The sequence below is a fragment of the Flavobacterium sp. GT3P67 genome, from assembly GCF_004349155.1.
Lineage (GTDB): Bacteria > Bacteroidota > Bacteroidia > Flavobacteriales > Flavobacteriaceae > Flavobacterium > Flavobacterium ranwuense.
Genome location: NZ_SMLF01000001.1, coordinates 340,501 through 361,113, shown reverse-complemented (window position 1 = coordinate 361,113; position 20,613 = coordinate 340,501). Strand labels below are relative to the sequence as shown.

At 35.0% G+C, this 20,613-nt stretch carries 20 protein-coding genes; 17 read left to right on the top strand and 3 right to left on the bottom strand.

Annotated elements, in window-relative coordinates:
* Positions 1–3 precede the first annotated feature (3 nt).
* The 3 genes from E0H99_RS01530 (at position 4) to E0H99_RS01520 (ending at position 3,189) form a co-directional block, all read left to right on the top strand.
* Positions 4–327, top strand: coding sequence for a 3-oxoacyl-ACP reductase (locus E0H99_RS01530; protein ID WP_131990504.1), 324 nt, complete (start codon positions 4–6; stop codon positions 325–327).
* A gap of 112 nt (positions 328–439) precedes the next feature.
* Positions 440–2,491 carry a tetratricopeptide repeat protein gene (locus E0H99_RS01525; RefSeq protein ID WP_131990502.1) on the top strand — a complete coding sequence of 684 codons (2,052 nt, stop codon included), beginning with the start codon at positions 440–442 and terminating at the stop codon, positions 2,489–2,491.
* Positions 2,492–2,493: 2 nt separating this feature from the next.
* Positions 2,494–3,189: a response regulator gene (locus E0H99_RS01520; RefSeq protein ID WP_131990500.1), complete on the top strand. Its 696-nt coding sequence runs from the start codon at positions 2,494–2,496 to the stop codon at positions 3,187–3,189.
* A gap of 59 nt (positions 3,190–3,248) precedes the next feature.
* Here the strand turns inward: E0H99_RS01520 and thiL are convergent, their stop codons facing one another.
* Positions 3,249–4,295: a thiamine-phosphate kinase gene (gene thiL, locus E0H99_RS01515; RefSeq protein ID WP_131990498.1), complete on the bottom strand. Its 1,047-nt coding sequence runs from the start codon at positions 4,293–4,295 to the stop codon at positions 3,249–3,251.
* A 105-nt stretch (positions 4,296–4,400) separates the two neighbouring features.
* Here thiL and E0H99_RS01510 point away from each other — a divergent pair, with 105 nt between their 5' ends.
* Positions 4,401–5,333, top strand: a complete 933-nt coding sequence (locus E0H99_RS01510) for a 1-phosphofructokinase family hexose kinase (protein WP_131990496.1) — start codon at positions 4,401–4,403, stop codon at positions 5,331–5,333.
* 150 nt (positions 5,334–5,483) lie between these two features.
* Here the strand turns inward: E0H99_RS01510 and lepA are convergent, their stop codons facing one another.
* Entirely contained in the window at positions 5,484–7,280 is a 1,797-nt protein-coding gene (lepA, locus tag E0H99_RS01505) for a translation elongation factor 4 (RefSeq protein ID WP_131990494.1), read from the bottom strand.
* Positions 7,281–7,573: 293 nt separating this feature from the next.
* Here lepA and E0H99_RS01500 point away from each other — a divergent pair, with 293 nt between their 5' ends.
* On the top strand, positions 7,574–8,182 hold the full coding sequence (locus E0H99_RS01500; RefSeq protein WP_131990492.1) for a hypothetical protein: 609 nt from the start codon (positions 7,574–7,576) through the stop codon (positions 8,180–8,182).
* A gap of 24 nt (positions 8,183–8,206) precedes the next feature.
* On the opposite strand, the gene E0H99_RS01495 is transcribed toward E0H99_RS01500, so the two are convergent.
* Positions 8,207–9,466: an NAD(P)/FAD-dependent oxidoreductase gene (locus E0H99_RS01495; RefSeq protein WP_131990490.1), complete on the bottom strand. Its 1,260-nt coding sequence runs from the start codon at positions 9,464–9,466 to the stop codon at positions 8,207–8,209.
* A 102-nt stretch (positions 9,467–9,568) separates the two neighbouring features.
* Between E0H99_RS01495 and hutH the strand changes: the two genes are divergently transcribed.
* From hutH to E0H99_RS01435, 12 genes are all read left to right on the top strand, one after another.
* The gene (hutH, locus tag E0H99_RS01490) at positions 9,569–11,101 is read left to right on the top strand and encodes a histidine ammonia-lyase (RefSeq protein ID WP_131990488.1); all 1,533 of its coding nucleotides are present in this window, start codon (positions 9,569–9,571) and stop codon (positions 11,099–11,101) included.
* A gap of 2 nt (positions 11,102–11,103) precedes the next feature.
* Positions 11,104–11,835 (top strand): 3-oxoacyl-ACP reductase FabG, encoded by a 732-nt coding sequence (gene fabG, locus E0H99_RS01485; protein WP_131990486.1) that lies wholly within the window; start codon positions 11,104–11,106, stop codon positions 11,833–11,835.
* Between the two features lie 17 nt (positions 11,836–11,852).
* Positions 11,853–13,076: a beta-ketoacyl-[acyl-carrier-protein] synthase family protein gene (locus E0H99_RS01480; protein ID WP_131990484.1), complete on the top strand. Its 1,224-nt coding sequence runs from the start codon at positions 11,853–11,855 to the stop codon at positions 13,074–13,076.
* Positions 13,077–13,079: 3 nt separating this feature from the next.
* The gene (locus E0H99_RS01475) at positions 13,080–13,346 is read left to right on the top strand and encodes an acyl carrier protein (RefSeq protein WP_131990482.1); all 267 of its coding nucleotides are present in this window, start codon (positions 13,080–13,082) and stop codon (positions 13,344–13,346) included.
* A 177-nt stretch (positions 13,347–13,523) separates the two neighbouring features.
* Positions 13,524–14,417, top strand: coding sequence for a lipid A biosynthesis acyltransferase (locus tag E0H99_RS01470; RefSeq protein WP_131990480.1), 894 nt, complete (start codon positions 13,524–13,526; stop codon positions 14,415–14,417).
* Between the two features lie 67 nt (positions 14,418–14,484).
* Positions 14,485–16,140, top strand: coding sequence for a phytoene desaturase family protein (locus E0H99_RS01465; protein ID WP_131990478.1), 1,656 nt, complete (start codon positions 14,485–14,487; stop codon positions 16,138–16,140).
* Between the two features lie 47 nt (positions 16,141–16,187).
* Positions 16,188–17,096 carry a dialkylrecorsinol condensing enzyme DarA gene (locus E0H99_RS01460; RefSeq protein ID WP_131990476.1) on the top strand — a complete coding sequence of 303 codons (909 nt, stop codon included), beginning with the start codon at positions 16,188–16,190 and terminating at the stop codon, positions 17,094–17,096.
* A gap of 12 nt (positions 17,097–17,108) precedes the next feature.
* Positions 17,109–18,242, top strand: a complete 1,134-nt coding sequence (locus E0H99_RS01455) for a beta-ketoacyl-ACP synthase III (protein WP_131990474.1) — start codon at positions 17,109–17,111, stop codon at positions 18,240–18,242.
* Between the two features lie 6 nt (positions 18,243–18,248).
* Positions 18,249–18,683 (top strand): hypothetical protein, encoded by a 435-nt coding sequence (locus E0H99_RS01450; RefSeq protein ID WP_131990473.1) that lies wholly within the window; start codon positions 18,249–18,251, stop codon positions 18,681–18,683.
* Positions 18,684–18,692: 9 nt separating this feature from the next.
* Entirely contained in the window at positions 18,693–19,181 is a 489-nt protein-coding gene (locus E0H99_RS01445) for an ABC transporter permease (RefSeq protein ID WP_131990472.1), read from the top strand.
* Position 19,182: 1 nt separating this feature from the next.
* On the top strand, positions 19,183–19,587 hold the full coding sequence (locus E0H99_RS01440) for a hypothetical protein (RefSeq protein WP_131990471.1): 405 nt from the start codon (positions 19,183–19,185) through the stop codon (positions 19,585–19,587).
* Positions 19,587–20,585: a BtrH N-terminal domain-containing protein gene (locus tag E0H99_RS01435; protein WP_131990470.1), complete on the top strand. Its 999-nt coding sequence runs from the start codon at positions 19,587–19,589 to the stop codon at positions 20,583–20,585. Before E0H99_RS01440 ends, E0H99_RS01435 begins: the two co-directional genes overlap by 1 nt.
* Positions 20,586–20,613: the final 28 nt, after the last annotated feature.

The following is a 20,613-nucleotide window of genomic DNA, read 5'->3' as shown; positions in this document are numbered from 1 at the left end:
ATTATGAAAAAAGCAATCTTAACAATCGGATTATTCTCTTTAGTGATGATATTGACATCTTTTACTACACCAGAAAAAACTAATGTATTAAGAGGTGGTGGTAATACAGTTAATTTGACTGGCGGGCAAGCATCAGGAGGAAACCAGAAAGTGGATTTGACTGGTGGTCAAGCATCAGGAGGAAACCAGAAAGTGGATTTGACTGGTGGTCAAGCATCAGGAGGAAACCAGAAAGTGGATTTGACTGGTGGTCAAGCATCAGGAGGAAACCAGAAAGTGGATTTGACCGGTGGGCAAGCATCAGGAGGGAATCAAAAAGTGGACTAAACCAATCGTCTTCAATTAGATTTAATTTATAAAAAAGAATCTGGCCATCAAATATTTGATGGTCTTTTTTTTATGGCAATAGTTTTATTTTACTATTTTTGATGAAATTCAAATGAAACTATTGAAAAATTCGTACTATATATTTTTGCTGTTGCTCTTGGTTTGCTCTGGTTGTGTCAAGAAAGGCAAAGTAATTGCTACCGTTGGTTCCCCCGAGGATAGTATCACTTCTTATCTATCCTTTGCAAAAGACAACAGCCTATCGCTCCTCAAAAAGCAAGAATATAATAAAAAGGCATTTGTTATTATTATCAGTCAGCCCAACGATTCGATGAATAAGGTAAAATTGTTCAGGGTAGCCAATCGGTATTATAATATGGGTGATTGGAAAGGCTACAAAGAGACAGTACATCTTGTTTTGGAAAATTCCAAAAGCAGTAAGGATTCCGTGAACATGGCCAAAGGCTATGTTTATTTAGGGGATTACTATAGTTCACAAGCTGTTTCGGATAGTGCCTTCCTGTACTATTCCAAGGCCGAAAAGATATACCGTCCTCTCCAGGATAATTACAATTTGGCTAAAACATTATTTAATAAAGCAAATTTACAATATATCGAAGGTGATTTTATGGGTAGCGAGTTAGCCGTATTCAATGCCCTTAGAGCTATAAAAGGAGGAAAGGCAATCGATGTTGTATATGACTCCTACAACCTTTTAGGGATAGTTTACAATGAACGGGAAGAATATGACAGGGCTTTGGAATACCATACCAAAGCCTTAGCCAATATAGATGAAACAGTTTTACCATCGGTATTTCAGTCGAGAGCTACCTCATTGAACAATCTGGGGTATGTGTATCAAAACATGAACAAGTACAAAGAGGCAAAAAAATATTTTGAACAAGGATTGGAACAAAAAAATCTAATTAGTGATAAGCCTTTCGTATATGCCATGTTGTTAGATAATTTGGCATATTCAAAATTCAAACTGAAAGAATCTAAGGGGTTGCCTGAGCTGTTTTATCAATCACTGAAGCTGAGAGATAGTTTGCAACTGACCGCTGGAATTATTCTCAACAAAATCCATTTATCGGAATATTTTGCATCAAAAGGGGATACGCTAAGAGCGATGGAATATTCCAAAGAAGCACTTGCAACAGCCCAGAGTTCCAAGAATTCCCAAAATGTCTTGGCTTCCCTTAAGCAATTAGCCATTATAGAACCTAAAAAAGCGGCTGTTTATAACAAAGAATACATTCACATTAATGATAGTTTGCAAAAAGCGGAACGAAAAATGGGAGAGAAATTCTCACGAATAGAGTATGAAACTGATAAAATAAAAGATGAGAATACTAATCTTGAGGTTCAAAACAGGAATTTAGTTTTTATTTTCAGTGGATTAGCGATGTTGGGATTATTTATTTTTGTAATTAAAGCTCAAAAAACTAAAAATAGAGAGTTACTATTCAAACAACAGCAGCAAGAAGCAAATGAGGAAATCTATAATTTGATGATTTCGCAACAGAATACCATTGAAGGGATTAGAATTAAAGAGAAAAAAAGAGTGGCTCAGGAATTGCACGATGGAGTTTTGGGGAGAATGTTTGGTATTCGAATGAACTTAGATAGTCTAAATAAAATTCACGACGGAACTGCTGTTGAAAAAAGAAACAACTACTTAACAGAGTTGAAAAGTATTGAACAGGATATTCGTGAAATTTCCCATGATTTAAATAGAGAAAAATCAGAATTAATTAATAACTTCGTTGCTATTGTAGATAATTTACTTGAAGAACAGAAAAAGACATTCAAACCTAAGTTATTTACAAGTATTGACAGATCCATAAAATGGGAGTTGTTAAGCAATTCGATTAAAATAAATTTATACAGAATTATTCAAGAGTCACTTCAAAACATTAATAAGTATGCTGAAGCAAATACTATTAAAGTAGAACTTAAAAAAATTGAGGATGATTTATTTTTAACCATAAGTGATGATGGTAATGGATTTGATGTAAATAAATCAAAAAAGGGCATTGGTTTGCAAAATATACAATCTCGCACCATAGAATGCAATGGAACGGTTGACATAAAATCAAAAAAAGGGAATGGAACAATTATTACGATCGCAGTTCCATTTGAAAACAAACAAATACTTACATAGAAATGACAATTGCCTCAGATGTAAAGACAACAACTAAAAATAATATATTAATCGTTGATGATCACCCTTTTATTATTGAAGGATACAAAAATGCGATTACAAGATATAATCCTCAAGAATTTGAATTTTTAATTAGTCAGGCCAAAGATTGTGAATCGGCATATAATATCATTACAAACCCAGATACTATAGTTTTTGATATAGCTTTTTTAGATATTAGTATGCCTTCTTATGAAGAAAAAGGTATTTATAATGGCGAGGATTTGGCAAGGTTGATATCGGAATTTATGCCAAACTGTAAAATAATTTTGCTTACCATGTATACAGAATTATTAAAGATAAAAACTATTATAAAAACTATAAATCCTAGTGGGCTGGTTATAAAAAATGATTTAACATTTGACGAATTACTTTTTGCGTTCGATAAAGTTATAAAAAATGAAAAATATTATAGTCAGTCGGTTCTGAAAATGCTAAACCAATCCGAGTTAGATAGTATAGAAATTGATCAATTTGATAAAGAAATTTTATTTCATATTTCAAAGGGAACTAAGCTGAGTGATATCCCACAATACATTCCAATTTCATTAGGAGCAATTGAGAGAAGAAAGATAAAATTAAAAGAATTACTAAAGATAGAAGACGGTAGTGATATTGACTTAGTCCGAGAGGCAAAAAACAAAGGCTTACTTTTCTAAATTTACTCAAACAAAAAAACGACACCTTAAAAGTGTCTTTTTTTGTTTTTAAAGAAGTTTTATTGTGTTAAAGCATCCCAACCGCGTGCTTTTAATGCAATTTTGGTGTTGGCACGAGTAACTAAATGAATCCCTTCACTTTCTTGTGTCATGTGGCCAATAATAGTGAAATTTGGATTCCCTTTTATTTTTTCAAAATCCTCCATGGCAATGGTGAAAAGCAATTCATAATCTTCACCACCATTTATTGCAACTGTTGTACTGTCGATGTTGAATTCTTCACAAACATTAATGAATTGTGGATCAATGGGTAACTTGTCTTCATATAAATTGCAACCCACTTTAGACTGCTTACACAAATGCATAATTTCTGATGACAATCCATCCGAAATATCAATCATTGAAGTTGGTTTTATTTCTAAAGCGTGCAATAAAGTTCTAACGTCTTTACGTGCTTCAGGCTTCAATTGACGTTCGATTAAATACGTATAGGCATCTAAATCAGGTTGTGAATTTGGATTCACCTGAAACACTTGCTTTTCTCTTTCTAAAACTTGTAATCCCATGTAAGCAGCTCCAATATCTCCGGTAACCACTAATAAATCAGTTTGTTTGGCGCCATTTCTATAAACGATTTCTTCTTCATCAGCTTCGCCAATGGCTGTAATACTAATAATCAATCCTTTTTGTGATGAAGTCGTATCTCCACCTATAACATCTACGTTATATTCACGGGCTGCATGGGTAATTCCTGCAAATAATTCATCTAATGCTTCCAAAGGAAAACGATTAGATACTGCAATGGAAACCGTGATTTGTGTTGGCTTTGCATTCATGGCGCAAATGTCAGAAACATTAACAACGACTGCTTTGTAGCCTAAATGTTTTAGGGGCATATATGCCAAATCGAAATGCACACCTTCTATCAACAAATCAGTAGAAACGATTACTTTTTTGTCTTTAAAATCCAAAACGGCAGCATCATCCCCAATTCCTTTCAAAGTTGAAGGTTGGTTGATTTCAAAGTTTTTTGTCAAATGGTCTATCAATCCAAATTCTCCTAATTGAGCAATACTTGTGCGTTGTGGGTTTTTATCTTCGATCATTATTTTATTTGTTTTGAAGTGCAAATATACGAAGAAATATTCGCCGTGAATTGTATCAATTTTTATGAATTTTATCCGACCTTTAGAGTAGTAAAATTTATAAAAATGAAGACATTTGATATAGTTACGCTTACAGTTAATCCTGCGTTAGATAAAAGCACTCATTTTAAAGGATTAGTCCCAGAACAAAAAATACGGTGTGATGAACCACGCTTTGATGCGGGAGGAGGAGGAATCAATGTGTCTAAGGCAATCGCTCGTCTAGGAGGAACTTCTTTAGCGGTATTTACTTCTGGCGGGCCAATGGGTAAAATACTTGAGGAATTGGTTAATAAAGAATCAGTTGAATTTAAAGCAATCGAAGTCCAAACTTGGACAAGAGAAAGTTTTGTCGCTGTGGATGACAACACTAATTCACAATACCGATTTGGATTTACTGGCGGAAAAATTACTGCAGAAGAAAGCAATAGAATATTAGAGACAATAGCTGCTTTAAAGCCGAAATTCTTAGTAGCCAGTGGCAGTTTAAATGAAGGTTTGTCTACAGATTTTTATCAAAAAATCGCAGAAATCGCAAAAAAATCAAATGCTAAGTTAATTGTTGACACCTCTGGTGAATCATTAAAAAAAGCGTTGGAAATTGGTGTTTATATGATCAAGCCCAATGTTGGGGAACTCGCAAAATTAATAGGCGTGGAACGATTGGAACTGGAAGAAGTAAACGAAGCCGCAAAACAAATAATTGCCAAAGGTGGTGCAGAAATTGTTGTTGTTTCACTTGGTCCACAAGGCGCAGTATTAGTTACAAAAGATAATTACGAGTTTGTACCGGCTCCTAATGTAGCCAAAAAAAGCACTGTAGGTGCTGGTGACAGCATGGTGGGTGGAATGGTTTGGGCGCTTTCGCAAAATAAAAGCATGAAAGAAGTAATTCGTTGGGGAGTCGCTTGTGGATCTGCAGCAACGATGAACGAAGGTACCCAATTGTTTAAACCGGAAGATGCGAAACGATTGTTTGAATGGTTGAAGGATAAATAAATATTTTTAGTTGTTTGGTAGAGACGCTGCAGTGCGTCTCTACATCGTGCGTCATTACGATACTGTATGTAAAAACAAAAAACCCTGACAATTTTCATCATCAGGATTCTATCTTAATACTTTGTACTTAAATTTTAATACTCAAAAATACTAATCATTCAACTTCAAAACCGCCATAAATGCTTCTTGTGGAATTTCGACATTCCCTACAAGCCTCATCCGTTTTTTACCTTTTTTCTGTTTTTCCAATAATTTACGTTTACGGGAAATATCTCCACCATAACATTTGGCAGTAACGTCTTTACGCAACGCTTTTATCGTTTCACGAGAAATTACTTTCACACCAATTGCCGCTTGAACAGGAATGTCAAATTGTTGACGCGGAATTAATTCTTTCAGTTTTTCACACATTTTTTTACCAATCGAATAGGCATTATCGGCATGCATCAAGGATGATAAAGCATCAACAATCGTTGCGTTCAATAAGATGTCAACTTTAACCAAATTGGAAGTTCGCATTCCAATTGGCGTATAATCAAACGAGGCATATCCTTTAGAAACTGTTTTTAAACGGTCGTAAAAATCAAATACAATCTCTGCTAACGGCATATCAAAAGTCAACTCTACACGTTCCGTAGTCAAATACGTTTGATTGGTAATTAATCCACGTTTTTCGATACACAAACTCATTACATTTCCAACATAATCGGATTTAGTGATGATAGTTGCTTTAATAAAAGGTTCTTCAACGTGGTCTAAACGAGATGGCTCCGGCAAGTCCGTAGGATTGTTTACTATAAGTGGTGTTGTAGGATCTTTTTTGGTGTAAGCCAAATACGAAACATTGGGAACGGTAGTAATAACGGTCATGTTAAATTCTCTCTCCAAACGCTCCTGGATAATCTCCATGTGCAACATTCCCAGGAATCCACAACGGAAACCAAATCCCAAAGCTGCCGAGCTTTCCGGTAAAAATACCAATGAAGCATCATTCAATTGCAGTTTTTCCATCGAGTTTCTCAACTCCTCATAATCTTCGGTGTCTACGGGATAAATTCCAGCAAAAACCATTGGTTTCACATCTTCAAAACCTTTAATTATATTTGTTGTTGGCGTTTTTGCATCTGTCAACGTATCTCCTACTTTTACTTCCTTTGCTTCTTTAATTCCAGAAATCAAATACCCAACATCACCTGCTGAAATTACTTGTTTTGGAACTTGGTTTAATTTCAAAGTACCAATTTCATCTGCAAAATATTCATTGCCAGTAGCCATGAATTTAATCTTTTGCCCTTTTTTGATCTGTCCGTTTTTCACACGGAAAATAACTTCGATTCCTCGAAACGGATTGTAATGCGAGTCAAAAATCAATGCTTGTAATGGTTCGTCAACATTTCCTGATGGAGGCGGAATTTTTTCGATAATCGCTGCCAATATATTTTCAACACCAAAACCCGTTTTACCCGAAGCGTGAATAATATCTTCCAACTTACATCCGAGTAAATCAATAATATCGTCACTTACTTCCTCAGGATTCGCACTCGGTAAATCCACTTTATTCAAAACTGGAATAATTTCTAAGTCATTCTCCAAAGCCAAATATAAATTTGAAATCGTTTGTGCCTGTATACTTTGTGCTGCATCTACAATCAAAAGTGCGCCTTCACAAGCCGCAATGGATCGAGAAACTTCATACGAAAAATCCACGTGTCCAGGAGTATCAATCAAATTCAGGATGTATTCTTGTCCTTTATAAGTGTATTCCATTTGAATCGCGTGACTCTTAATCGTAATCCCACGTTCGCGCTCCAAGTCCATGTTGTCAAGCAATTGCGCTTTTTCTTCACGAGCGGTAACAGTTTGTGTTGCGCCTAGTAATCGGTCAGCAAGCGTGCTTTTTCCGTGGTCAATATGTGCAATAATGCAAAAATTACGTATATGTTTCATCTTCTATTAGTATCTATTTTTTTAGGACGTGCCTTTGCTTCCTCTATCGTTCCAGCAATGTCGGGCTATCCGCTATATCTTTTGTTTCGCAAGCTACACAAAAGGATGCCGCTTCTATCCCTCACGCACCATCGCAAACGGCGACAATTAATCTGCAAATATAATTCAAAGTTAATCAGCATCAAAGGAGGTATAGGATATAATGAATAATGCGTTTTTTTATTTTTAATTTAATTAAAATTATATATTTTTACGTGTAAGTTTTTTTACACAAAACAAAAAAAATCAAGTAAATGAAAAAATTAGTAGTAGCAGTATTATTCGTTTCGTCAATGATGACGGCACAAGACATTGATGTTGTAAAAGGAAATTTTGATTTCCTGAAAGATCAAAAGGAAATCAACGTTGAATTTGATTACAGTAAAATGACTTTAATGAAAGAGAAAAAAACCGAAGCGCAATATATTGAAGACCGAACGAAAGAATTAAATGAGAAAACTAAAGGAGTTGGTAATATTTGGATGAAAAAATGGAATGCAAGCAAAGAGTTAATCTGGAGCCCGAAATTTTTAGAATTAATGAATGTTGTTTTTGTAAAAGATAAAAAAGAAGTTAGTTTTCAGGAAGAATTAATAACGGCAAAATACACTTTAATTGTAGAGACCGTTTGGATCTATCCAGGTTGGGATGCAATGGTAATGAAACAACCTGCAAAAGTTTCGACCTTATTAAAATTTGTGGAGACGAGCGATAAATCAAATGTTTTATTAGAAATCTCTAGCCAAGAAGCTCCCGGAGATCAATATGGAAGTAACTTTAGTAATGAATCTAGAATTGGCGAAGGGTTTGCTAAAACAGCAAAATCTTTAGCAAAAATGGTATTGAAAAAAGCGTATAAATAATTCATTAAACAAAAACCCTAATAATTAATTAGGGTTTTTGTTTTTTTGCTCCTTTTCAAGGGTTATTACATGCGCCATATTCTTAATGACATTATCGTGTTTCTTTACAAACGGATTCGTCTCATCCCAAACATAACCGGCAAGAACAGCACAAATTTTTCGTTTCACCTCTGGGTTTTCAGGTTGATGAAAAAACAGGGTTTGTAGATTCCCGGTGTACCATTCTTTTACATAAGTGGTAAAAACGTTAATGCCTCTTTTCATATATGCCGTAAATTCTTCTTCCCAATCTACGGTAATTCCTTGCGATTCTTTTATAAAAAGTTTAGCGGCAAGCATCCCAGATTCTGTAGCAAAAGCAACACCGGAAGAGAAAACGGGATCCAAAAACTCCGAACTATTGCCTGTTAGAGCAAAACCATCGCCATACATTTGTTTTACAGAACGAGAGTAATTTTCCAATTTCACCGGTTCAAACAAGAAATCAACCCCGCCAAATCTTTTTATGTAATAGTCAGAAAGCTGAATAGCGTTTTTCAATGCTTCAGCATTATTTCTGTTTTCGGATAGGGAATTGATAAAATCAGTTGGTCCAACAACGCCTAAACTGGTATTTCCATTAGAAAAAGGAATCACCCATAACCATACTTCGGTTTCTAAAACATCAAAAGAAATCAATGTTCCTTCTTCGCCTTCGGGTCTGTTACTGTCTTTTACATGCGTAAAAATAGAGGAATGCGGATCTAATTTTGAAGGAGTATCCAAATCTAAAAGGCGCGGTAAAACCCGACCGTAACCACTTGAATCTATAATGAACTTGGCATGAATTTCTTTTAGATTTCCGTTTTTGTCTTTTACAATGGTCTTGGAGTTTTTTCCTTCAAAGGATACGGAAACAACTTCCGATTCAAATTCTAAATCAATTCCTTTTCGTACTACTTCTTGCGCCATCGTATTGTCAAAATCAGCTCTTGGCACCTGCCAAGTCCAATCCCAGCCTTCGGAAAATTTATTGCTAAAATCAAAAACGCAAATTTCTTCCCCACGAATGAATCTTGCGCCTAATTTTTTTTCAAAATTCATCGCGTCAAGACTCTCAAATAATCCTGCTTCTGCAAAATGATCCATCACACGGGGAATTAAACTTTCGCCTACAACAAGTCTTGGGAATCTTGTTTTTTCCACAACTTTCACCTTGATATTGTTATTATGAAGATGTGAGGCCGAAACGCATCCTGAAGGACCGGCACCTATGATTAATACATCAACAAACTCCTTTAACATAATTTTATATTATTATTGATTATTTCCTACATTTGCCACCGTCAAAATAACTACATTTATTTTAATAAAAAAAACTAATTTAGAATAATCAAAAAGGCTTGCATGGACACTATAAATGAATATTTAAGTTTAAAAGAATTTGAATCTATTATTTTTGGAAATAATAAAATAGCAATAAGCGAACTTGTTTTAAACAGAGTAAATGAAAGTTTTAATTTTTTAAAAAAATTCTCTGAAAACAAAGTGATTTATGGTGTAAATACAGGTTTTGGGCCGATGGCTCAATACCGTATTAAGGACGAAGATCGAATCCAGTTACAATATAATTTAATTAGAAGCCATTCTTCGGGAACAGGAAAACCGATGAGTGCCATTTGTGTAAAAGCAGCTATTTTGGCACGATTAAATACCCTTTCTTTAGGGAATTCAGGGATTCATTCTTCGGTAATTCAGTTGATGGCTGAGTTGATAAACAGAGACATTACACCGTTGATTTTTGAACATGGCGGCGTTGGTGCAAGTGGTGATTTGGTACAATTATCACACCTGGCATTAGTCTTGATTGGCGAAGGCGAAGTCTTTTACAAAGGAGAAAGAAGAGCAACCCAAGAAGTTTTTGAGATAGAAAATCTGAAACCCATTCAGGTAGAAATAAGAGAAGGTTTAGCATTAATAAACGGAACGTCTGTAATGACAGGAATTGGGGTTGTTAATGTGCATCATGCAAATAAATTATTAGATTGGTCGCTAAAATGTTCTTGTGCGATTAATGAAATAGTTCAAGCGTATGACGATCATTTTTCGGAAGAATTAAACCAAACCAAACGTCATAAAGGACAACAAGAAGTGGCAGCAAGAATGAGACAGAACCTTTCTGATAGCACTTTAATCAGAAAAAGAGAGGATCATTTGTATTCAGGCGAAAATACCGAAGATATATTTAAAGAAAAAGTACAGGAATATTATTCGTTGCGTTGTGTTCCCCAAATTCTAGGACCCGTTTTAGAAACCATAAATAATGTTGCTTCAATTCTGGAAGACGAATTTAACTCGGCTAACGACAATCCAATTATTGATGTGAAAAATCAACATGTATATCATGGAGGAAATTTTCATGGGGATTATATTTCTTTGGAAATGGATAAATTAAAGATTGTGATTACCAAATTAACGATGCTTGCCGAGCGCCAGTTGAATTATTTACTGAATTCAAAAATCAATGAAATTCTTCCCCCGTTTGTAAATCTTGGAACTTTAGGATTTAATTTCGGAATGCAAGGAGTTCAGTTTACAGCGACTTCAACCACTGCGGAAAATCAAATGTTGTCTAATCCAATGTACATTCACAGTATTCCTAATAATAATGACAATCAGGACATTGTAAGTATGGGAACAAATGCGGCTGTAATTACCGCAAAAGTGATTGAGAATTCTTTCGAAGTATTGGCTATTGAGTTGATTACTATTGTTCAAGCCATAGATGCATTAGAGCAAAAAGATAAAATTTCTTCGGTTACCAGAAAAATGTATGATGATGTAAGGGCTATTATTCCTCAATTTAAAGAAGATCAGGTCATGTATCCATTTATTCAAAAAGTAAAGGATTATTTGATGTCAAATTATAAAAACGAATAATCATGAAATGTGCATTAGTTACTGGTGGTTCAAGAGGAATTGGCAGTGCAATTTGTCAAAAATTAGCCGAAGACAGTCAATATCATATTTTGATTAATTATCAAGCTAATAAAGAAGCCGCCGAAAAAACACTAGAGGAGGTGATAAAAAGGGGAGCAACTGGGGAAATTATTCAGTTTAATGTTTCGGATTTTGAAGAAGTGAAAAATAAACTAACACAATGGCAGGATGTAAATCCAGAGGCAATTGTTGAGGTGATTGTAAATAACGCCGGAATTACAAAAGACGGTTTGTTTATGTGGATGAGTCCCGAGGACTGGACCAGCGTTGTTAATACCAGTTTGAATGGTTTTTTTAATGTGACCAATTTTTTTATCCAAAAAATGTTGCGTAACAAATATGGACGAATAGTAAATATGGTATCTGTTTCAGGTGTAAAAGGAACTCCGGGGCAAACTAATTATTCGGCTGCAAAAGGTGCCGTTGTTGCCGCAACCAAAGCATTGGCACAGGAAGTAGCCAAACGGAATATTACTGTAAACGCCGTTGCTCCCGGGTTTATTAGGACCGACATGACAAGCCAATTGGACGAAAAAGAATTAATAAAATTAGTTCCCGTGAATCGTTTTGGAGAAGCCGAAGAAGTGGCGGATTTAGTTAGTTTTCTCGTTTCGAAAAAAGCAAGTTATATTACAGGGGAAATTATCAATATAAACGGAGGAATTTATTCATAAAAGTTACTTTAAAGAGAATGAACAGAAGAGTTGTCATCACAGGAATGGGAATTTACTCGTGTATAGGAACATCGTTAGACGAAGTAAAAGACTCCTTATATAATGGGAAATCAGGAATTGTTATTGATCCCGAACGAAAAGAATTCGGTTTTCGCTCTGCCTTAACAGGAATGGTTCCAAAACCAGATTTAAAAAATTTGCTTTCCAGGAGACAAAGAATAAGTCTTGGCGAAGAAACAGAATATGCTTATTTAGCAACAATCGAGGCTTTGAAAGAGGCCAATATTGATGATGCATTTTTTGATGGAAATGAGGTAGGGATCATGTATGGAAATGATAGTGTTTCAAAGGCAGTTATTGAAGCTACGGATATTATTAGAAATAAAAAAGATACCGCATTAATAGGTTCGGGTGCGATTTTCAAATCGATGAATTCAACGGTAACGATGAATTTGTCTACGATTTTTAAATTAAAAGGCATCAATCTTACTATTAGCGCTGCTTGCGCAAGCGGCTCACATTCGATAGGGCTGGCTTATTTTTTAATAAAAAGCGGATTTCAAGACATCGTAATTTGTGGAGGCGCACAGGAAATCAACAAATATGCCATGAGCAGTTTTGATGGTTTGGGTGTTTTTTCTCCCAGCGAAGATGAACCGGCAAAAGCCTCCAGGCCTTTTGATGCCGCCCGTGATGGTTTGGTTCCAAGTGGGGGTGCTGCCACTTTAATTTTAGAGAGTTATGAATCGGCTATAAAGCGAGGTGCGACTATTGTTGCTGAAGTTGTGGGTTACGGATTTTCATCCAATGGCGGGCATATTTCTACACCAAATGTTGAGGGGCCATCAACAGCCATGCAAAGAGCATTAGATGAAGCTGGACTAAAACCAGGCGATATTGATTATATAAATGCGCATGCTACATCAACACCTGTTGGTGATGGTAATGAAGCCAAAGCTATTTTTGAAATTTTTGGAGAAAGCAACCCACATGTAAGTTCCACAAAATCAATGACGGGCCACGAATGTTGGATGGCAGGAGCAAGCGAAGTTATTTATTCGATTCTAATGATGCAAAATGATTTTATTGCACCCAATATCAATTTGGAAAATCCAGATGAAGATTCAAAAAAATTAAATTTAGTTAAAGCGACTTTAAATAAAAAAATTGATATATTTTTGTCGAATTCCTTCGGATTTGGAGGGACAAATTCGGCATTAGTGGTTAAAAAGTTTAAATAAAAGATGAATAAAGAAGAAATAGTTGAGAGAATAAATGGATTTTTAGTTGATGAGTTTGAGGTTGATGTCGATGATATTCAGCCAGAAGCAAATTTGAAAGATACTTTAGGGTTAGATAGTTTAGATTATGTGGATTTAGTTGTTTCTGTAGAATCTAATTTTGGCGTGAAATTAGTTGAGGTTGATTTCGTGGGAATAGCCTCTTTTCAAAGTTTTTATGACTTAATTGAGAACAAACTAAAAGCTAAAATAGATTTTCAGACTTCTTAGATTTTTATCGAATCACTCTGTTTTTGCATTAGTCCATTTTAATTTATCCTTTCTCAACACTATCCAAAAGAGGGTTCGTCAAGATTGTGTGAATTTATAATCCATATTAGTGTAGAATAATTGTATCTTAAAAGCCAAGAGATCTAAAAATCCAATAATCTAAGAAGTCTAAATAAAATGAGTCAATGGGAGGGGAAATCTAAAGGAACACTTTTAGGCTATAAAATTTTCGTTTTTTTTATAAAAAAAGTAGGAATCCAATCGGCCTACTTTATCCTTTATTTTGTTGCTACTTATTATTTTCTTTTTCTCAAAAAAAGCAACCGAGCCGTCTTTTATTATTTCAAAGAAAGACTGGGCTATTCCTATTTAAAATCCAAACAAATGGTTTTCAGGAGTTACTATACTTTTGGGCAGACTATTATTGACAAAATTTCCATTTCAGCTGGAATGCGAAATAAATTCACCTACGAATTTGATGGAATTGAAATCTTAAAAAAACTTTTATCCGAAAAAAAAGGAGGCGTTCTCATCAGTGCCCATATCGGTAATTTTGAGATAGCCGAACATTTTTTTGGCGAAATCGATATTGATTTTCAAATTAATCTAGTCACTACTGATTTAGAACATACTACAATTAAAAACTATCTGGAGAGCATCACCAAAAAATCAAATATCAAATTCATTATCATCAAAGAAGATCTGTCGCATATTTATGAAATCAATGCCGCTTTGGCAAAAAACGAATTGATTTGTTTTACAGGCGACCGCTATTTTGAAGGCGTAAAATCATTGTCGGAAAATTTATTAGGCGAGGAAGCTAATTTTCCTGCCGGACCATTTCTTATTGCTTCCAGATTAAAAGTTCCAGTAGTTTTTGTTTATGTGATGAAAGAAGCCAATTTGCATTATCATTTATATGCCAGAGAAGCCCAAGTAAAGCATCGAGACGAAAAAGGAGTGCTGAAAGCCTATGTGGCAAGTGTCGAATCGATGCTTGAAAAATATCCGTTGCAATGGTTCAATTATTTTGATTTTTGGAACAAACTCGGAAATCATCACAAAAAATAAAGTTTGAACTATAAATGCAGTATTCATTTCATCTATTTTGTATTTTAGCAGAGCCTCAAAATAAAATATGGAAGAATTTGACACAATTATTATCGGTTCTGGTGTTGGCGGTTTAGCTACGGCAATTTGTTTAACGCGTGCGGGACAAAGAGTTTTGGTTCTCGAACAACATTATGTTCCTGGAGGTTGGAGTCATAGTTTTACTTTGAACGGTCAACGATTTAGCCCGGGCGTGCATTATGTTGGGCTTCTTGACGAAGGACAATCCACACACGAACTTTATCGTGGTTTGGGCATTGCAAACGACATGGTGTTTTTTCGAATGAATAAAAATGCCTACGAGCATTGTTTGATTAACAATGAAACTTTCGATCTGCCTGCCGGAGTTGAGAATTTAAAGGAAGTGCTTATTTCTCGTTTTCCAAAGGAAAAAAAAAACATCACAGAATATTTAACTCTGGTGCAAAGAGTGAGTCATGAATTGCAATTAATCCCTAAATTGAAAGGGTTTTGGCAAAAAATCACTGTTCCTTTTCGAACCAAACACTTCGGGAAATTTGCTTTGTTTCCTTTAAAAAAAGTAATTGGTTGGCATATAAAGGACCCTTTGTTGAAAGCCGTTTTAAATATTCAATGTGGGGATCACGGGCTTTCGCCAAAGCGAGCTTGTTTTCCGGTACATTGCTCTGTGATGAGCCACTATTTTGATGGTGGATTTTATCCTATGGGCGGTGGTGGTGGCATTGTAAAAGCAATGACCAACGGAATTAAAAAATACGGTGGCGAAGTGCGAGTAAAGCAAGCTGTCGAAAAAATTATTATTGAAAACAAAAAAGCAGTTGGAGTTCAATTAAAAAGTGGCCAAAAAATTTGGGCTAAAAATATTGTTTCCAATGCCGATCCGTCCATTACTTATCTCAATTTGATTGGGAAAACGCATTTGAGCAAAAGCTTGTTTGAAAAATTGGAGAAAACAAAATACTCGGTTACCTCATTGATTTTATTCTTGACTTTAGATATGGATGTTACTCAATATGGGATTGATTCTGGAAACATCTGGATGATGAAAGATGAGCATGACGACGCAAATTTTGAAGATTTAATGAGCAATGATTGTACTGAAGGCGATTCATTTCCTGCGGTGTTTATTAGTTGCACGACCATGAAAGACCCGGTAAGTTTCAACGGGAGATACCATAATTTTGAAGTGGTAACGTATGTGAATTATGATAATATCAAAGAATTCAATGCTTTGGAAGAGTATCATGATGAAAGCTATACCATCTTCAAAGAGAAAGTCATCAGTAAATTGATGAACAATATCGAAAAAGTTATTCCTAATGCCAAACAAAATATAGTTCAGGCCGAATTAGGGACGCCAAAAACGAATGAGTTTTACATTAATTCTACTAAAGGGAATGTCTATGGAACGGAAAAAACATTAAATCAGGTGGGCCCTTTTTCTTATAAAAATAAATCCGAAATAGAGAATCTGTTTCTTTGTGGGGCAAGCACGCTTTCACACGGAGTTGGTGGCGCAACGCATTCAGGAGTCATGGCGGCGGCCTCAATTTTGAATTGCAGACCAGAAGATTTATTGGTGGAAGATGCCAATCAGAAATTGCGAATTTATGATGCCGAAGATGTATCAACATGGCCAGAATGGATTCATGTAAAAAGATCAGATAAGAGAAGAACTTTCAAGGGAGTAAAAGTCTATTAGTATAAATTGTATTTTTTAGTTAGATTCGTGTTTTATAAATTGTAAAAATGAAAAACGTCCTCGTTATATATTATTCTCAGTCGGGGCAATTGGAGTCTATTGCCAGAAATGTTGCAAAGCCGCTTCTGGATTCCGATGAAATGAATGTTTTATTTCATGAAATTAAGTTAGAAAAACCATTTCCTTTTCCTTGGAAGAATGAAGAGTTTTTTGGCGCTTTTCCGGAATCTTTTTTACAGATACCTTCACAATTAAAGCCCGTTTCTTCGGAAATATTGAATACAAAGTTCGATTTAATCCTTTTGAATTATCAAGTTTGGTATTTGTCTCCCTCTATTCCAATTAATTCTTTTTTGAAAAGTCCTGAAGCTAAAATTCTTTTAAATAACATCCCTGTTGTAACTATAAGCGGTTCAAGGAATATGTGGATAATGGCTCACGAAAAAATTAAAGCTTTGTTGAAACAAAACAATGCGCAGTTAAAAGGGAATATTGCTTTGGTTGACAGAGTTGGTAATCTAATTAGTGTCATTACAATTGTAGAATGGATGTTTTCGGGTGTAAAAAAGAAATATCTAGGACTCTTCCCTTTACCGGGAGTTTCTGAAAAAGACATCCAGGAATCGTCTAAATTTGGAAATGTAATCCTGTCCAGTTTACAAGAAAATAATTTTGGCCAATTGCAACCCCAGTTAGTGGCAATTGATGCTGTCAGGATTAGTTCCTATCTGGTAACTGTAGATAGAACCGCCAACAAAATCTTCCAGAAATGGTCCAATTTTATCATTAAAAAAGAAGCGGAATCGAGAAAATTTTGGTTGAAGTTTTTTAAAGTTTATTTATTGCTCGCAATTTGGTTAATATCGCCAATCGTATATATTCTTCACGTTCTTACCTATCCATTCAAGATTAAAAAAGTAAAAAAAGAAATTCAGTATTTTCAAGGAGTTCAATAAAATAAGTTAATTATGTTTGAAGTATACATTACAAAAATTGGAAAATGTTTGCCAAATGAAGCCATTTCAAATGACGAAATGGAAAATTATTTAGGCCTTATAAATGATACCGCTTCCAAAGCAAGAAGACTGATATTAAGAAACAACAAAATTGTTAGTCGTTATTATGCTATTGATAAGGACGGGAACAGTACCCATAATAATGCCGAATTGACTAATAATGCCATTCAGGAATTGTTTGACGATAGTTTTACAGCCCAGGATATGGAATTGCTTTCCTGTGGAACTACAACACCAGATTTACTTGTGCCATCTCATGCGTCGATGGTTCACGGCTTGCTAAAAAACAAAAACCTTGAGTTAAATTCATCTGCGGGTGTATGTTGCGCAGGTATGAGTTCTTTGAAATATGGGTTCCTTTCCGTAAAATCCGGAAGTACAAAAAATGCCGTTTGCACAGGTTCCGAAAAACTTTCTTCATGGATGCTGTCCGGTAAATTTGAGAATGAAGTTGTTAATTTAAAAAATCTGGAAGAGCAACCTATACTTGCTTTCAAAAAAGATTTCTTAAGATGGATGTTGTCTGATGGAGCTGGAGCTTTTTTATTAGAAAACAAACCCAAAGGAGACATCTCTTTGAAAATTGAGTGGATGGAAGCCTATTCTTATGCATACGAGCTCGAAACGTGTATGTATGCTGGCGGAGATAAATTAGAAAATGGAGAAATAAAACCTTGGAATGACTATAATCCTGATCAATGGCTGAAAGAGTCTTTGTTTGCTTTTAAACAAGATGTTAAATTATTGGATGAGTTTATATTGGATAAGGGAGTGCAAAGTGTGTTTGATGCATTGTCAAAAAATAATATTACCGCCAACCAAATTGATCATTTTTTGCCACATGTTTCTTCTCATTATTTTGTTGACGGTTTAAATAAATTACTTACTGAAAAGGGTCTTGATATTCCAATGGAAAAATGGTTTATGAATCTGGGAACTGTTGGAAATGTTGGTGCAGCATCAATTTATTTGGCATTAGAAGAATTAATGAATTCCGGAAAATTAAAAAAAGGAGATAAGATACTTTTATCTGTTCCAGAAAGCGGACGATTTTCTTATGCTCTTGCCTATTTAACGGTTTACTAAAAACGTATGGAATCAACAAATGCAGTGTTTCAGAAAGATTTTGTGGAAAAATTGTTGCCACAAAAATTTCCATTTGTAATGGTGGATAAGTTGTATTCATACACTGAAACAGCTTTGGTTTCTGGACTGAAAATTGAAAATGACAATTTGTTTTTTCATGAAGGAAACTTTGTGGAATCCGGATTAATAGAACATATGGCACAATCGGTGGCGTTGCACACTGGTTATCAGTTTTACTTGAAACAGGAACCGGCACCAACGGGCTATATTGGTTCAATCAAGGATGTTGTAATAAAAAAAATGCCAAAACTGAATGACGAAATCCAAACAACGGTTACGATTCTTCAGGAATTTGGGGGGATAACCTTGGTTGATATAGTGACAAAATTGAATGATGTGGAAATTGCAAAAGGTCAGATGAAAACAGTTTTAGCAAAATAATTTTTCAAAATGGACACTTCAATTGACATAAAAAATTATTTGCCACACCGAGCTCCAATGCTGATGGTAGACATGGTTTTGAAAATGGATAATGAAAAAGTTGAAACCGTTTTCGAGATAAAAGAAACCAATATTTTTATCAAAAATAATATTTTTGTTGAAGTAGGATTGATTGAAAATGCGGCGCAGACTTGCTCGTCAATTGTAGCCAAGGGTTATTTTGTAGATGAAAATAATGAAGACAAAGAAGGAGTAAATGTGGTTGGATTTATAAGTGCTTTAAAAACATTAAAAATATATGCGCTTCCAAAAGTAGGTAGTATCATTACTACCAGAGCGACGTTAGTTTCAAAATTTGTAACTGATACTTATAGTTTGTGTACCATGAGTTGCCAAACTTTCCATAAGGAAGAATTGCTTTTAGAAGGAGAAATTAATCTTTTCATTCGTCCAACCCCAGCCCTCCCCAAAAAAGAGAGAGCAAAAAAAAGATTGTAAGATGAAAAAAGAAGAAGTACCGCAGGACAAAGGCAATCTTTCAAATAAAAACATGAGAGAATTGGTTTATGCAACCGATGAAAAAGGGAATTACACCACCGCTTTGAGTACCGGTTGGGAGCCAAAAACAATTGCTCTTTCTAATTCTATTGAAGAAATAAGTGAGCGTATTGCTATTGCAAAAGAGCAAGTAAAAAATAATGAAGTGAGTCCCATTTGTTATTTTATGGAATTCAGCAGAATGGATATTGCTGTTTTATCCAGTTATGTAGGCATGTGGCAATGGCGTGTAAAACGACATTTTAAACCCAAGATATTTGCTGGATTAAGCGATAAAATTTTGCAAAAATATGCTGACGCCTTCAATATTTCTGTTGCTGAATTAAGAAATTTTAAACCTCATTAATGGAAACTAATTTTACGCACCATCAATCTGCCCATTGTGAAAACGGAGTAGCTTCCAATTTGTTAAAACACAATGGTTTGAATATTAGCGAACCAATGGTTTTTGGAATTGGCTCAGGTCTTTTCTTTGTTTATTTGCCTTTTCTAAAAGTAAATTATGCTCCTGCCATCAGTTACAGACCATTGCCTGGACAAATTTTTAATAAACTGGCCAAACGTTTAGGCTTGAAAATAAAAAGGCAAAAATTTTCCAGCGAAGCTAATGCTACTAAGGCATTAGACGAAAATTTAAAAAACAATATTCCATCAGGATTGCAAGTTGGGGTTTATAACCTTACCTATTTCCCGGATGAATATCGTTTTCATTTCAACGCCCATAATCTTGTTGTGTATGGCAAAACCGAAACTGATTATTTAATCAGTGATCCAGTAATGGAAAACGTTACGACTTTAACACATGAAGAATTAAATAAAGTGCGTTTTGCCAAAGGGGCTTTTGCGCCAAGAGGACAAATATATTATCCAATTCAGATTCCACAAAATGTGGATTTGAAAAGTGCCATCATCAAAGGAATAAAAAATACCTGTCGTGATATGTTGGCTCCAATGCCTATTATTGGTGTTCGGGGAATCCGATTTGTAGCCAAGCAAATCAGGAAATGGCCTATCAAGAACGGTACTAAAAAAGCCAATCATTATTTGGCTCAAATGGTGCGAATGCAGGAAGAAATAGGTACTGGTGGCGGAGGTTTTAGATTTATATACGCCGCTTTTTTAGAAGAAGCTTCCGTTATTTTAGAAAATGGAGAACTAAAAATCCTTTCACAAGAAATGACCACAATTGGCGATTTATGGCGGGATTTTGCCGTAGAAGCATCTAGAGTTTATAAAAACAGAAGCACAAAAGCAGATGTGTACAACACGATTGCCGAACAGCTTTTGGATATTGCCGACAAAGAAGAAGTGTTTTTTAAGAAATTGAAAAAAGTAATTAGCTAAAAAAATATATTGCAACCAATCATACAAA

Bases quoted from the DNA above. Each gene is read 5' to 3' on its own strand.
- hutH (WP_131990488.1), top strand. From the start codon at position 9,569: ATGGACACTATAAATGAATATTTAAGTTTAAAAGAATTTGAATCTATT.
- E0H99_RS01465 (WP_131990478.1), top strand. From the start codon at position 14,485: ATGGAAGAATTTGACACAATTATTATCGGTTCTGGTGTTGGCGGTTTA.
- E0H99_RS01445 (WP_131990472.1), top strand. From the start codon at position 18,693: ATGGACACTTCAATTGACATAAAAAATTATTTGCCACACCGAGCTCCA.
- E0H99_RS01510 (WP_131990496.1), top strand. From the start codon at position 4,401: ATGAAGACATTTGATATAGTTACGCTTACAGTTAATCCTGCGTTAGAT.
- E0H99_RS01500 (WP_131990492.1), top strand. From the start codon at position 7,574: ATGAAAAAATTAGTAGTAGCAGTATTATTCGTTTCGTCAATGATGACG.
- fabG (WP_131990486.1), top strand. From the start codon at position 11,104: ATGAAATGTGCATTAGTTACTGGTGGTTCAAGAGGAATTGGCAGTGCA.
- E0H99_RS01495 (WP_131990490.1), bottom strand. From the start codon at position 9,466: ATGTTAAAGGAGTTTGTTGATGTATTAATCATAGGTGCCGGTCCTTCA.
- E0H99_RS01525 (WP_131990502.1), top strand. From the start codon at position 440: ATGAAACTATTGAAAAATTCGTACTATATATTTTTGCTGTTGCTCTTG.
- E0H99_RS01530 (WP_131990504.1), top strand. From the start codon at position 4: ATGAAAAAAGCAATCTTAACAATCGGATTATTCTCTTTAGTGATGATA.
- thiL (WP_131990498.1), bottom strand. From the start codon at position 4,295: ATGATCGAAGATAAAAACCCACAACGCACAAGTATTGCTCAATTAGGA.
- E0H99_RS01460 (WP_131990476.1), top strand. From the start codon at position 16,188: ATGAAAAACGTCCTCGTTATATATTATTCTCAGTCGGGGCAATTGGAG.
- E0H99_RS01435 (WP_131990470.1), top strand. From the start codon at position 19,587: ATGGAAACTAATTTTACGCACCATCAATCTGCCCATTGTGAAAACGGA.
- E0H99_RS01480 (WP_131990484.1), top strand. From the start codon at position 11,853: ATGAACAGAAGAGTTGTCATCACAGGAATGGGAATTTACTCGTGTATA.
- E0H99_RS01470 (WP_131990480.1), top strand. From the start codon at position 13,524: ATGAGTCAATGGGAGGGGAAATCTAAAGGAACACTTTTAGGCTATAAA.
- E0H99_RS01450 (WP_131990473.1), top strand. From the start codon at position 18,249: ATGGAATCAACAAATGCAGTGTTTCAGAAAGATTTTGTGGAAAAATTG.
- E0H99_RS01440 (WP_131990471.1), top strand. From the start codon at position 19,183: ATGAAAAAAGAAGAAGTACCGCAGGACAAAGGCAATCTTTCAAATAAA.
- lepA (WP_131990494.1), bottom strand. From the start codon at position 7,280: ATGAAACATATACGTAATTTTTGCATTATTGCACATATTGACCACGGA.
- E0H99_RS01520 (WP_131990500.1), top strand. From the start codon at position 2,494: ATGACAATTGCCTCAGATGTAAAGACAACAACTAAAAATAATATATTA.
- E0H99_RS01455 (WP_131990474.1), top strand. From the start codon at position 17,109: ATGTTTGAAGTATACATTACAAAAATTGGAAAATGTTTGCCAAATGAA.
- E0H99_RS01475 (WP_131990482.1), top strand. From the start codon at position 13,080: ATGAATAAAGAAGAAATAGTTGAGAGAATAAATGGATTTTTAGTTGAT.